Here is a 13,260-nt window from a genome sequence, read left to right as displayed (position 1 = left end):
GCAATGCGTGCACCGGCATCGCTTCGAGACATTGCAACACGCCAGCCGTGCAATCGCGGACTGGATTCAGTTCTACAACTATCGACGGCCTCATCAGGCGCCAAAGATGAAGACCCCGGCTGAGGCATTCGCTTTAGCCGCTTTACCTGTGAAGGTTTTGCCGGGTCAATACATCGCCTCACTCATGAGGTTCAAGCAACTGTTCATTTCCTCACGGATCGTTCTCGCCGATGCGTCAGGAAGACTATCGGTGATGTAGTCCAGATGGAACGTGAGCCCGGCGGCACACACCACCGACAGTTAAACGTTGCGCAGGCGGCCGCTGCGGCGATCAGCCCTTCCACGCGGAAGCACGAATCACGCTGCAGAAATTTCCGGCATGGAAATGTGGTTCTTTGTCTGCGATGACGTCCGCTTTAACGTTGCCGAACGTCGTGTCAGGCTTATTTTTGATGCCGTCGTAGAAGGCCTGAATGATGTCCTCCTTGAAATTTGGCGTACGCGGATGCGCAGCGACTACAGCGTCTCGTTCGATGTCGGTGTACTGGTTGTAAGTCATTCCGAGTACATCCATTTCGACGCCAGCCGTTACCAGCGCGATTACCGGATGCATGTGCTGGGGAATGCCCGGGGTCGTGTGAAGGGCAATCGCGGTCCACACCACGTCGATATCCGCTTGCGTGATGCCTTTGCTCTTCAGGAAGTCTTTGGCGGCATTGGCGCCATCAACTTCAAATCGCTCGCAGGCACTGCTGTGTTGGTGCGTCAGCCCCATGTCGTGGAACATGCATCCGCAGTACAGCAGTTCAGGATCGAACTTCAAACCACGATGCTTGCCTGCAAGTGCCGCGAAGTAAAAGACACGGCTCGAGTGATTGAACAGCAGTGGTGACTCGGTGTCACGAACGATCTCCGTGATTTCGCGAGCAAACGCGCTGTCGGGAACAGCAATACCAGCAATATTTGCAGTCATTTATGACCTCCGTGCAAAACAATTTCCATTCTCGGCGGTGAGTTAGTTGACCGCTATCGACGTACGGCGCCATATCCAGCCAGATTGGCGTACATGTCGGCCACACTAAGCTGCTCCTCAATGAATGCGCGCTGGATGCCTAAGTCGGCGAGAAACCTATGATGGCAATAGGCATTTTGAATTATTCATCAGCGGGGTTTACGCGCCACGTGTAGAACGACGCGTCACTGAACCCGTGCTTCCTGCACAGTTCTTCCTGCACAGTTCTTTAACCGGCATGCCGGCTTCAGATTCCTTTAGAAACCCGATGATTTGCTGCTCCGCAAATCGCTTCTTCATGTTCGTCTTCTTCTCCGAAAACGAACTTTACTAGACGCCGGCTGGCCCTGTTGTAGGGGGCAGGTCAACACGACGCCCCAGTCGCCCGATGCATGGCGTCTTAGCAGTTCAACAACGTTCGTGTTTGTGCGATTAAGAACTTCGACGGCCCCGGCTGTGGCAAGAATGTTGCCGAGTGGAAATTTATGTTCTTCAGGTTGATCGTTTTTCATATATAGGTGTACTAAATAAATAGGCGAAAACAGGCCGCCGCCGATGCGGAAAAAGGAAATTTAAGGCTTAGGGAAATCAGTCGATGGAGACTTAGGCGCGCCGTTCGGCGTTAGCCCGAAGACACCTGGGGTTGGCGCTCGGTCGGCTGCTCAAGTTGCGAGGAAAAACGCGGAGATGAGCGGCATTGCTGCAGGCGATTGACGTCACCCAGGTAACGTCGAGGCAGGAGGATTTCTTTCAGGGCGATTAGACAAAAACCGCCTTTTCGAGAAGAAAATCCTAAAAAATCAGAAAAATTCGCACGAATTATTCTTGATTTTCGGAAATCCTAGCACAGTTTTCGCTGCATTTTCGGTCGCGACGCCGAGTCAACAATACTTGCGATAGCGCTAATTGTTGCAAAAAAGAGACAAATGGGTAGGGCTTGTGTCCGTGCACCGGCCAAACACCACGACGCAATGGCTTCTCCGGGCCATAAAACGCGTTTGGAAGGGCCATTTCGCTCAGGACAGGGGTAGTGACACCCCCTGTCTGATACAGCAGCTCTAGCGTGACTAGGGCCGCGACGCCGCGTATGTTAGCCCGCGGGTAAACCCTTATCTCAGCCGTGTGCGTTTGATTTCCGGCGGCGTGGCGGCGTTTGTCCGGCGCTCGCCGGTCGGTTCGAGTGACACGTCATCGAGCGTTGCGAACAGTTCCGACAACGTATAGCCGAGCGCAAAGCAGATGTTCGCGATTGTTTCGATGGTGGGGTTCGCAATCCCTCGCTCGATTGCGGATATGTAGGTGCGGTCCACCTGCGCCTCAAAAGCTAGTGTTTCCTGCGACTTTTCTACTTCATGACGGCACTCCTTGATGCGTCGGCCGATCGCCTCGGAAATGGTCGATGGGACTGCGGGTGCCGGGAATTTCTTCTTTGCCATGCCGGGCAGGATGCCCGTATGACGACTGATTAACGACGCAGTACACACGACAAACATTGTCGAGTTTACTCTACAATGCGGTTTCTTTAATTTTCCCCTTGAGTCCTTCCCCAGTCTTTCGTCTGTCGCTCGCGATTGCTGGTTGGTAGCCGACGCCGAGGGTTCGTTGAGCAACGTCGAGAAGAAAACCGCTATGTTCGAGAAAGAAATCGGGGCTGGAATCGGGAAGAACGTCGACCGGATTCTGAGGAGTCGAAGTGACTGGATAGGCAAGACCGTTGTCGATCTCGCGTGCGGGGACGGACGGACAACGTATGTGCTGCGAGGTCTTGGGGCGGAAGTGCGGCCTTACGACATCCTGCCGGAGCGATGCAAAGTGGAGGGCGGTGCGAAGTTCGCCGATATCATGGAAGGGTTGCCGATCGAGAGCGGCTCGGTCGACACGGTGATCCTGCAGGAGGTGATCGAGCACCTTCCGAACCACTTGTCGGCGTTACAAGAGATTTGTCGAATCCTCAAGCCGGGCGGAGAGCTATTCCTGACTACGCCGAATCGCAGCTCATTGGCGTCAAAGTTGGCGTATCTCTTCTTTGAAAGCGAGATTCTGCGCGGCACGCCGCCGAGTGCGATGGAGAGTGTCTGGGGCGAGTCAGGAGGCCGCACGTACTACGGGCACCTGTTCCTGATGGGGGCGCAGCAACTTCGGACGCTGTCCATGCTGGCGGGCTTCAGCTCGATGGAAGTTCACAGAACGGAGAAAAGTACGTCGTCGCAATGGTTGATGCTGCCCATATACCCACTGCTTTTAGGGATCAGCTACCGAGCATTCCGTCGCGCAGTTCGAAAATCGAGGGACCAGACGTTCGCCTGCGAGAAAAAAGCGCAATTCATGCTAAACACTGAAGGGCGCATGCTCACCAACAAGTTCCTAATTGCATCTCTGATCAAATAGCCCGAACTGTGAGCGTCTGCCGTAGAGCTAGGATTCAACCGGTCAATGCAGTACGTTGGAGTTGCCTGAGGGGCGGAAGCCGCGTGCTGAGATAGAATGCCATCGCTCGTGCTCGAGGGGGCTCCATTGCAGCCCCTGATTTTATATAACCCCTAGATCGAATACAGATTCGCTCCATTATATTTCACTAAATATCCGTAAATTTCCGGCTTGCCTGAAATAAAGCGAATTCCCGAAGAGTACTTGGGGTTATATCTGGTTGGTTGCGCATACCACAATGAGGCGTTATTACATGCCAATGAGTATAAGCCGAGAGCAAGGGAGTGAGTTTTCGGCCCAAACGGATAAAGATTGGCAGCGATTTTTCCATTATCCGTAAGGTCTTTAATTACATCAAATGCATACGAGACGTCTCGACCGTCCACTCGTATTGGGTCGGGTATCAATGCGGCATCATTGAAGATCGACTGAAGTGAATCCCAATTCCGGCGATAATTTTGTATCGATGTGGGGAAAGGAAAAATTACTTGCTTGGGCACGTCTGTTACCAAAGCTTCCGATGCTTGAGAAAGGTCAAACGGAAGATACCCAACACTAATAATCATCACCTGCGGGGTGATTTCGAGCTCAGCGTTGGGACCTCTACTCCCGGGAAGTTCTCCGAGGGCATTGGTTGCACCAGCAAGCGTATCGTTAGCATACTGCGCAGGTATCGCGTACGTCACAACCAAATCTTTTATTTTGTCACTGAGAATTAATGTTTTGAGAATAAGAAACAAGAATCGCTTCGGCATGCAGCTCATGTCGACTAACACTCTGCCGTCGGATGCGTCAGCGAGTTCCAACACTTTTTCTTGAACAGTGGGCAAGTTAAATTCAAAAGTCGCGTCAACAAAATCAGCGGCCACCGCCAAATTGCCATTCTCTAACGCTCGCGAGTGCTCATTTATGCGTTCGATGCAAGCATCGTGAAAATCACTTTGGCCTTCGTTTGTGACGCGTACAATGACCCGCCTATCAGTCAGGCGATCCGAAAAATGCCGCAATACGTCTACATGTCGATCCTCAAACGACACGCAACCGACGTAATCCCATCCTCGATCATGGTCCAAACGGTGAAGAACTTTGTCGAGTAAGCCCCATGGTCTCTTCATCTTCAAAACAGGCTCAGTTGATCGCTTGATTTCGGCGCATCTGAAATCTCTGTGAGCATTGCTTGCCGTAATCCGCCGAGAATAGTCACAAGCTCGTCAGCTGTCATATATATTGGCTCCTTGGTATGAATGTGCGGAATTCTAAAATAAGGAGACAGAATAGGTGCAAGATACCATTTTCTACGTGGCTTCTGATCTTTTAGCTTAGTTGTATGCGGAAGGGCAACCAAATCCCCAAAGTCACTCGAGAACTCCAAGAGTTCCTTGACCTCGTGATTGTCGTTCAGGTCTTCAAGCGTTAGCGAAATCCCGTTGGTTCCCGGATTTGACATTGCTCGGTCGGCGATGAGGGTTCGTCTGAAATGGGCGCCTAGCGTTTGTACAAGTCGAAAGCGGTCATCGCCACGCATACCACGTGGTATCTGCTTCTCAACCCATGACCTGCTCGTATCGTAAATGCCAGTGGCTTGTGTCTCGAATTCGATCTGCACCTGCTCCAAATCCTGGAGTGCCCGTGAGTTAGACCGTATTGCTACGTCCCAGATTTGGCGGCTTATGAATATGAATACCAACGCGTTGTGCCCACTTAGCTCCAACACGTCATCGGCCCCTCCCCACATCAATCGCTGATTCATACGACCCGCAAGGTGCAAGAGCGCTAGTTCTTTGCGCTCTTTGACCCACCATGTTCGTTGCCGCCACACCTGCTTTTCGATGCCCTCAACCAGTTGAGCTACAGAGAGCTTCTTCTGTGTGCGCTGTCTAGCCCAAGCTGAAGCCAATTGAGCATCTAGTGGATCGTGGTTTCCCACGTCGCGAATCGCAGCGATAACTGGCGGTGGCAGGTCGGCAGTTTCTTGGTTGAGGTATTCGTTAGCTTCAATAGACCGTTCGTGGCCAACTAGGTATCTTTGTGCCAAGAGTTCCCGCGGAGGGGAACTGCCAAACACATCTCGCAGAACGCTCTTGCTATCTTTAAATTTATAGCCGGATCGCTGCAGGCGGCGGGCAAAGATATCTTGCGCCAACTCAGGGAAAAGCCATCCTCGCCGATTTTCCTTTCTACGGAGCAACTCATCCAGCGGAATGACTGAATAATCCCGATTTTGTTCTAACTTTGCTGATGTACCATATATCCCCGGCTGCCGCTCCCATGCGTAATCGCGAGTGCCGATTCGATAGGCCATTCGTCTATCGCGCATACCCAACGCCTTATTGACTATTTGGCGATAGCTGTCTCCGAGACCATGCTTTTTTTCCAGACTGTACAGCTCTTCAAGTTGATCAACACGGATGAAAACTATTGTTTCTTCATCGATGATTCCGGCATCCCGAAGAGCTGTCGCCATAACAGCAATGGGCTCGCCAATTGAGGTTTTCGATGAAATTATTTCTTGCCGAAGCTCCTCAACATTGAAGTTGAAGTAAGATCGATATTCTAAGAGCCTGCGTTCGAGTCTTTTTATTAAATCATCGAAATCTGAAGTTCCATCCAGATACGAGAACCAGCAATCACTATTTGCTATTTTTTTGGAAAATTTATTCAGGCGATCTCGATCGGTTTTGAGGCCAATCTCGCTTCGAAGTGGCTCCAAATCATCTTTCAAAAATATTTGAACGGATTTTAGCAAATCCCGGCAAACAAAATAATTGAAAAAATCTGCAAAAAGCAACGCCAAATCATCAACTGAGGTTCCGTGACGAGAGTTCCGGGCTAGGCGATTTGCAAAATCATGTGCGCCGGACCTCGTAAGATTTATACCGCCAGAAATGAATTTTGCATCATTTCCGCTTACTGGGAAATTTTTGTTCTGACGAAAGTAAGCGACGCGCGTTTCGGGTTTGAGTAGTGTCAAAAGCATACTCTTACCGCTCCCGGGCGTACCTTTAACTACTACATTACCGAGATCAAAGAATCCGACAGCATTTCTCACGAGAGTGTCGCTGAAATACTCCACGAAGGCGTCCGGCTCAATCTGTTCCGTGATTAAGGCGCCTGAAAACGGATTCTTAGGCACGTCGCTCATGAGCCCTCCGATTGGAACGAGGAAAAAGAGGGTTCCAATTCCCAAAATCAGAATGTAAAAACTTCAGACTGTTGTTGGGGCAATTGGTCGCCATGGCAAACATGTAGCCTTGATTTTTCTCGAAGCCGAATGGTTGATTATCCGAAGTCACCTTTGCGTAGGAGTTGACCAAATTTCGTGCCCGTATGATGGGTTCGGTATCAATTGACAAAGATCGCCGGGTTACCCTGCAACTATTGGGTAGGACTAGCACAGGTTTGTAGGTGACGTTGTCGAATTTTTCTTTCAGCTTGTTAAACTTGGAATCACCGCGCTCACCGATAACCAACGGCATAACTAAGATTGGTAAATCAAAATTCTCTGCGGCAAAATTTATCGCATCGGCACACTGACGGCCAGAGCCAACGAAATCCTCGACTAAGACGATGCCTGTAAAGTTTTCTCGGTTGACATAATTTTTTAGTTTTTCAATGCAAGAAAACTCTGCAAGTGAGCGCCAGTCTGGGAAGTACTCCGGTGAGGAAATGTGATTCAGATGGCGAAACATGCTGATTCGCAGGCTATCTGTCAGAGGGCAAACCCAAGCTTTAGACAGGAAGGCGGAGAGCTTTAATTCAAATTCGGGATCACCGTACTTCAAATCTAGTGTGTCAATCGCCCACTCCGTAGCATGATGCTCGTAGGAAACACGTTGCAACTCTTGGAGCTCGAAGGCACTTAGGAAAACGATATCATCGACTGTCCTAAATGCATCCCATTGATCAAGTGAAGGAAAACCCGATAACCACGCATCCAGTCGTGCTTGAAAATTCTTTGGTTGTCCCGAACGGACTACCGCCAGTGGTTCATAGCCTACGAATAACTTCGATTCGTAAAGTGCGTATTTGGCCTCCAGCCTCGAGCATTCTGCCTGTCGGTCGTCCTGTTCACGCCATGATTCTACGATTGTCATATCAGCGAAGAAGGTCCTTAACTAATGACGCGAGCGCACGAGAAACGACAGGGGAAACAGCATTTCCAATCATTCTATGCACCGATGTTTTTTTTCCGATGAACGTGAAATTGTCTGGAAACCCCTGAATGCGGGCTGCTTCGCGTGCGGTGAAACCGCGATTCGCGCTCGGGTGCAAGAAATGACGGGGGCTGCAGAATCTCGTATCAACAGTGTAACTCGGTGCGTCAAGTGTCAGCCGTCGATACAATCCATTGAACGTATGCTTGAGGTCAACATAATCCACCTCGTGACGCTCAAGATAGTCTTTGTCCACCAGCGTGCGAATCGCATTGCGAGCCTGACTTTTACCAAACATTTTTTCTAGAATCTTGATTTCCACTGGGTCTGCGTCACCATTTTCACGCCGACGTATCTGCCTCCTCAATCCGATCAAGCTCTGCAGGATTTGCTTCTCTATGTCGGAAGTTTCCCCAAAAACCTGAGGAATTAACCACGTATGTACAGATCGCGGACCACTTCTCACGTTGGAGAGCTTCTGGCCTGGTTTGATTTTCCGAGCGATCGCCAAAGTCTTCTTATCGAGTACCGAATCAGTTAGGTCATGATTTGGAGCTTGTGGATCGATGTCAAGAAGTACCTCGCCGAGACTCTTTGCCGCTGCCGAACGCGGAATACTTGGATCGGCAGCGTTTCCACGCCAACAGATCATGAAGACCCGCTTTCTCAGTTGTGCTCCGCCGACCTCGTTAGCTGATAGCTCTTCCGTTTTGACCTGGTAATCTTGAGCGCGAAGCCTTCCTTCGAGGGCTGCCCAGTAGTCGTTCATGATGCCGCTACGCACTCCGGGGACGTTCTCGACAACCACGACTCTGGGGGAGTTTGCCTCAACCAGTTCGGGGATGCGCAGTAGCAACTGATTTCGAGGGTCGTTGGTGTTCCGTTTCCCGGCGGTAGAGAATCCTTGGCAGGGAGCTCCGGCCAGCAGCACATCGATAGGACCGACGCAGGGCGTGTTGGTGCTCAGGTCAAGGTGCTGAGCAACATTTCGTAGATTTGAGTTGTACGTGAGCAGTGCGTCGTGATCGACATCAAAGGCGTGTCTAATATCGAAGCCTGCCGTTTCGAAACCAATGTCAAGTCCTCCGCAACCGGAGAAAAAACTCGCGACCGACGGTGTTTCGGCTTTTCTTTTGCTCATAAGCATCCAAACAAAGAGGTCGTCGTCAGTGTTCGACGGCAAGTTGTCAGAACACTCGTAGCATCCCGCCCTATCGCGATATGCGCCACTCTTTTAGGCAACCCGTTATGATATCTTGAGATGGTCGGTCTCTGGATGAATACCCTAGACAGCCTGCCGGGTAGATGGTCAACGCGCCTCTCCGTCCGCGTGCTGGGGGGGCTGGAGGTTTTTATGAGTTGTGTCAAATTGATTGCCATTACGCGCCCAGTCATCGAGTCGTGCCAAACGGCGGGAGAACTTGTCGCTTTCTGTGCTCGCGTATCTAATCCTGGGAATCAGCTCAATCACGAGACCGCTCCCCGCTTGCTGAAGTATTTGGTCAAGAATCGTCACTGGAGTCCTTTCGAAATGGCGCATATGGTGGTGGAAATCACTACTACCCGTGATATCGCGCGCCAAATCCTCCGGCACAGGTCGTTTAGCTTCCAGGAGTTCAGCCAGCGCTATGCTGCGGTGCAAGAGCCCCCAGTTTTCCGTGAGGCAAGGTTGCAAGATCAAACGAACAGGCAAAATAGCCTTCCGGAGAACGATCCTGATCGCGCGGCGTGGTGGGAAACTGCCCAGCGAGAGCTGGCTGAGCAAGCTCAGCGCGTCTATCGCTCCGCTCTTGAAAAAGGGTTGGCGAAGGAAGTGGCTCGGGCTGTTCTTCCGGAGGGGCTTACTCCCAGCACACTACTTATGAGTGGCTCGATTCGTAGTTTTGTGCACTATGTAACTGTTCGGGCAGATAAAAGCACCCAGCTCGAGCATCGACAGATCGCGGAGCAAGTTCGAGAAATAATGCTCATAGAACTTCCAGAGTTGATCGATGTACTTGCCTCTTGACGGCATCGAAATACAGCCCAACCCGCTTCGGCTCATGCTTAGGCAGGCGTCGCTCGACGTACGCGATGTACGCGAGGTACGCAGCAATGTTACTCACTGTCAAAGGCGTATCGAATGCGTAGCCCGAAATCGCCGACTATGCTGCGTTGAATCGTGACACCTCCTCCCGCGACTATCTGCTGAAGGCAATGTAAAGCTATCAGTGTAAGAAATTCCACATACCCCCCCCGCTGACCGGTCAACGGTGGCTCCGCGGCCACTTCCCGTCACTCTCCAATCATTACATTCCTCCTCATTCGTGCTGGGTCGCAGAGCGCTGCACACATCCTGCCGTCAGGTCATCGGGGCAACTTGAGCAGCGCACCAATCTGATGGAGGGGGCATGCCCTTTGATTTTGAGCTTCGCTCGATGGCTTATACGGGTACACCGTAATGAGCCAGTGAATTGGGTGCGGGCGCATGGATCAACAGGATCAACCGTCAATTTGAGCCATGCTACAATTGATCCACAAATTCAAATGATCCATATCAAACCATGCGCAAGCTTTATTACGGTCGGATTTCGACCACGGACGGCCAGTCGTCCGCGAGCCAGTATGACGACGCTAAAGCCCACGGCGTGCAGGACAAGGACGTTTTTATTGACGAGGGTGTAAGCGGATACCACGTCGCTCCTGGCGAGCGGGAGCAGTGGCGCAAAGCTGAGCACGATCTGCGGCACGGCGGTGTACTCATCGTGCGCTGGCTAGATCGGATCAGCCGCCGCTACGACGAACTTCACCGCACCATGCGCCGGTTGATGGAGCTCGGAGTACGCGTCGAATGCACGCTCAATGGGATGACGTTCGACGGACAAGCCAAAGACCCCATCGAAAAAGCAACTCGCGACGCGATCCTGGCGTTTATGGCGGCGCAAGGAGAGGCCGATTATAGGAATCGAGCCGAGATGCAACGGCGCGGTGTGGCGATTGCGAAAGCCGCAGGGAAATACAAAGGCCGTCCCCGTGCATACGACTATTCGGCAATAGAGGCGTGGCGTAATGAGAATGGTGCAAGCATTCGAGATACCGCAGAGAGATTTGGTGTCGGAACAGCCACCGTCAAGCGAGCTTGCGTTACATCTAAGCGGGGACGTTAGACACTCGGCCTTAACTTGTTGTTGACCTAACAGAAACTCGCTGCTGAATGCGATCACGAATTTGCTGGTATATGGGTACATCGACACCCTCTGCGACTTCCAATGAAACACAGAGCGCGAAATCCACTGGGTCGGTAAGCGCCCCGGCATCGGCCAAGCAGTTCACCCGTAAAACCAGGTCCTGATCATCAATGACTGGGACCGCGTTTTCGCCCTCAAATATCTCATGCTGAAGAGTGCCAGACCTGGCTTGGCGCCACTCTACGTCGGAGCGAGTCAGTCCAAGCGGGTCATCAAGTACGTCAACCCAGAGCCGCGCCGTTCTGTAATGTGAATGACGAGGATTGACCGGAGACAACCAGGCGAGTGTTACAGTCAGTCGGCGCATCAATACGCGAGCATTTAGTCCAATAGGTAGCGGAACGCGAAACTCCAACGCTCTCTCGTTTCGCAGTTGACCAATTCCCAGCAATGTTGCCCTCTGCTCCGTACAGGTCAATGCGCGAGGAATATCGGCTGAGCCATAACCGATATATCGACTCACCAAACGCTTCCGCGCATTCCAGTGTTCGACGTCTGGCCTCGCTCCAAGGATTGGGGTACCCAAATCGCCCCATCGCGCGCCATGAGCCAGAAGAGCCTTGATCAACGCGGCATCATAACGGCTCGGAAGCATTGAGGCATTCGCAGCCCGCAACTCCTCAATAACAGAATGCGCAAATGCAGCCCCCCGTGTCGCCATAGCGGCAGCATTGCTGGTTCCTCGCGTAAATGCCGTGTCGCCACCATTCCCCGGTACCGCAGTCCTTTGCCCAGGGGCTCTAGGAGTGTCCCAATAGCCAGTGACCTCAGTGAATTCAGGCGGGGACATTGGTCGCTCCCCATATAGTCCCCGACCTCCGGGCAAGAGAATGTCGGGCTTTACCGCTCGTCGATATCCCGGCCCTATAGACGAATATGGTGCAACGCCATGCTCGGGAAATAGCGTGTAGCGAGTATGGACTCCCCCAAAATCGGCAGCGTCGCTGTAACTCGCCCCAACCGTCAGAGCATTGACAGATTCCGCCGGTGAAATCAGGCGACGATGTCCCTCAACGGCAACCAGCGCGCGCATCGCTGCACCCTCACGGGCATTTTGGGACGTATTAGCGAGCTGCCCCCTCTGCACGTCCAGCCCTAGGTCATCCGCTCGATTCCCCGTACTAACAATGAACAAAACCTGATAACGATGTGACAGCCAGTCTAAAAGTCGAGCCCAAGGCGAAAGAGAGCCATTGAAAGGGCGAGTACTATCTCCGACCGATAGATTGATCACTTTGACGCTTGGTGCCGACGCCTCAACATTGTTCGTCCGCTCAAACATACGGCGCACCGCTTCGTGAACGATGTCTATCAAAAGCCTATCGCCTGGTGTACGCTCATGTCGCGGCACATCGCCAACGAGCGGTGCTCCGTCTGGACGCAAAATCGGGCGCACGTAGATCGGCTTCGCGAGCGCCACTGAACCAGTGCTCAGATCACCCCAGACGATAAGCGACGCCATCGCCGTACCATGCGCACGCTCATTTACCTGATAACCGTTCGCCCAATCGTCCGGGTCATCCACTTGAACTCGCCCTTGTAGGCGAGGATGGTTTTGCATCGGCAGGCCGTCGAGCAATGCTACGACGGGAGCACCGGACGTATGTGTTGACGGTACAGGAACATCGGCAAAGCGCTCTTCAGCGTCAACGCCGACGCCATAGCTTTGCCCCTGCGGACGCAAAAACATCACTCGGTCCGACATCAGCAAAGGAGAACGTGCGTCGTCAAGCAAGGACCGTACGCTTGCCACCGGCATCTCCACTAGGAATCCGTGATAAGCAATATCAGAGACTAGGCGCTCACTCAGCACACTGCCATTCATTGCCCGAACAACGGCGCGAACTTCCTCACTGGCTCGGTCATTTTTTAAGGGTGAAAGGAAGCACCAAGCTTCGATTTCAAAACGTACCGGTCCCGCCTCATAGGCAATACGCTCTTCCCAGAAATGACGAAGGTCGGCATCAAGTCTGTCCTCTGGCCCCCAAAAGCGAACATCTCGAAGACGCTCAAAGACCTGCTTCCACGCGCTGAGTCCGTCTCCAAGATTTGCAGAGCTATCCTCGGAATAACGTCTCCAAAGACGCACAAGTTCGTCGAGAGCATGCCGGTTGGTACCGACGAGAAACAGCTTACCCTTCACGGATCGTTGCTGATCATCCGTATGGTAAAAGTCCTCGTCCGGAGCAAACTCAACGTCGAGCATGCTGGTCAGCCACTCCATACCGGCAATGCGTTGGGCTGTTGAAATGAAGTCTTTAATGCTGCCAACGGTCTCGAATACGATGACCAAATCAGGATCATCGTTAGCCGCGACCTCCTGCAATTCTAATCGGCGCGCATCGAACGCTTCCCGAAGCGTTTGAAATTTTGTAGCCAACCGCTGGCTCTGACGAGGGCCGCTGGGAATATGCAGCGTCGGGAACATCGATGCCCCGGC

General features: G+C 52.3%; 11 protein-coding genes and 1 pseudogene. 4 read left to right on the top strand and 8 right to left on the bottom strand.

Annotation, left to right across the window (positions count from 1 at the left end):
- A partial coding sequence (locus PAN31108_RS26880) for an integrase core domain-containing protein (RefSeq protein ID WP_246184104.1) occupies window positions 1-259 on the top strand: 259 nt, incomplete at its 5' end.
- 72 nt (window positions 260-331) lie between these two features.
- Here the strand turns inward: PAN31108_RS26880 and PAN31108_RS23035 are convergent.
- The 3 genes and pseudogenes from PAN31108_RS23035 to PAN31108_RS23025 form a co-directional block, all read right to left on the bottom strand.
- Window positions 332-973, bottom strand: a complete 642-nt coding sequence (locus tag PAN31108_RS23035) for an HD domain-containing protein (protein ID WP_150671090.1) — start codon at window positions 971-973, stop codon at window positions 332-334.
- A 202-nt stretch (window positions 974-1,175) separates the two neighbouring features.
- Window positions 1,176-1,312 (bottom strand): annotated as a pseudogene (locus PAN31108_RS23030) (transposase); the annotation flags it as partial.
- Between the two features lie 809 nt (window positions 1,313-2,121).
- On the bottom strand, window positions 2,122-2,448 hold the full coding sequence (locus PAN31108_RS23025; RefSeq protein WP_150671089.1) for a helix-turn-helix domain-containing protein: 327 nt from the start codon (window positions 2,446-2,448) through the stop codon (window positions 2,122-2,124).
- 193 nt (window positions 2,449-2,641) lie between these two features.
- Here PAN31108_RS23025 and PAN31108_RS23020 point away from each other — a divergent pair, with 193 nt between their 5' ends.
- Window positions 2,642-3,400 carry a class I SAM-dependent methyltransferase gene (locus tag PAN31108_RS23020; RefSeq protein ID WP_150671088.1) on the top strand — a complete coding sequence of 253 codons (759 nt, stop codon included), beginning with the start codon at window positions 2,642-2,644 and terminating at the stop codon, window positions 3,398-3,400.
- A 152-nt stretch (window positions 3,401-3,552) separates the two neighbouring features.
- On the opposite strand, the gene PAN31108_RS23015 is transcribed toward PAN31108_RS23020, so the two are convergent.
- From PAN31108_RS23015 to PAN31108_RS23000, 4 genes are read right to left on the bottom strand one after another with little or no spacing between them, the layout of a single operon-like run.
- The gene (locus tag PAN31108_RS23015) at window positions 3,553-4,554 is read right to left on the bottom strand and encodes a hypothetical protein (RefSeq protein WP_150671087.1); all 1,002 of its coding nucleotides are present in this window, start codon (window positions 4,552-4,554) and stop codon (window positions 3,553-3,555) included.
- A gap of 2 nt (window positions 4,555-4,556) precedes the next feature.
- Window positions 4,557-6,581, bottom strand: coding sequence for an ORC-CDC6 family AAA ATPase (locus tag PAN31108_RS23010; RefSeq protein WP_150671086.1), 2,025 nt, complete (start codon window positions 6,579-6,581; stop codon window positions 4,557-4,559).
- Window positions 6,565-7,533, bottom strand: a complete 969-nt coding sequence (locus PAN31108_RS23005; RefSeq protein WP_150671085.1) for a phosphoribosyltransferase-like protein — start codon at window positions 7,531-7,533, stop codon at window positions 6,565-6,567. The genes PAN31108_RS23010 and PAN31108_RS23005 overlap by 17 nt, the downstream gene beginning before the upstream one ends.
- Before the next feature lies 1 nt (window position 7,534).
- Window positions 7,535-8,734, bottom strand: a complete 1,200-nt coding sequence (locus tag PAN31108_RS23000) for a DNA cytosine methyltransferase (RefSeq protein ID WP_174995115.1) — start codon at window positions 8,732-8,734, stop codon at window positions 7,535-7,537.
- Window positions 8,735-8,854: 120 nt separating this feature from the next.
- Here PAN31108_RS23000 and thyX point away from each other — a divergent pair, with 120 nt between their 5' ends.
- On the top strand, window positions 8,855-9,601 hold the full coding sequence (thyX, locus tag PAN31108_RS22995) for an FAD-dependent thymidylate synthase (RefSeq protein ID WP_217426353.1): 747 nt from the start codon (window positions 8,855-8,857) through the stop codon (window positions 9,599-9,601).
- Between the two features lie 535 nt (window positions 9,602-10,136).
- A complete protein-coding gene (locus PAN31108_RS22990) occupies window positions 10,137-10,739 on the top strand; it encodes a recombinase family protein (protein WP_150671083.1) in 603 nt (200 codons plus the stop codon).
- Window positions 10,740-10,749: 10 nt separating this feature from the next.
- On the opposite strand, the gene PAN31108_RS22985 is transcribed toward PAN31108_RS22990, so the two are convergent.
- Complete coding sequence (locus PAN31108_RS22985; protein ID WP_246184103.1) at window positions 10,750-13,248, bottom strand: S8 family peptidase; 2,499 nt, start codon at window positions 13,246-13,248, stop codon at window positions 10,750-10,752.
- Window positions 13,249-13,260 lie beyond the last annotated feature (12 nt).

It is taken from the genome of Pandoraea anhela, from assembly GCF_902459655.1.
GTDB lineage: Bacteria > Pseudomonadota > Gammaproteobacteria > Burkholderiales > Burkholderiaceae > Pandoraea > Pandoraea anhela.
The sequence above is the reverse complement of the archived record's forward strand: the minus strand, read 5'-3'. Positions and strand labels throughout refer to the sequence as shown.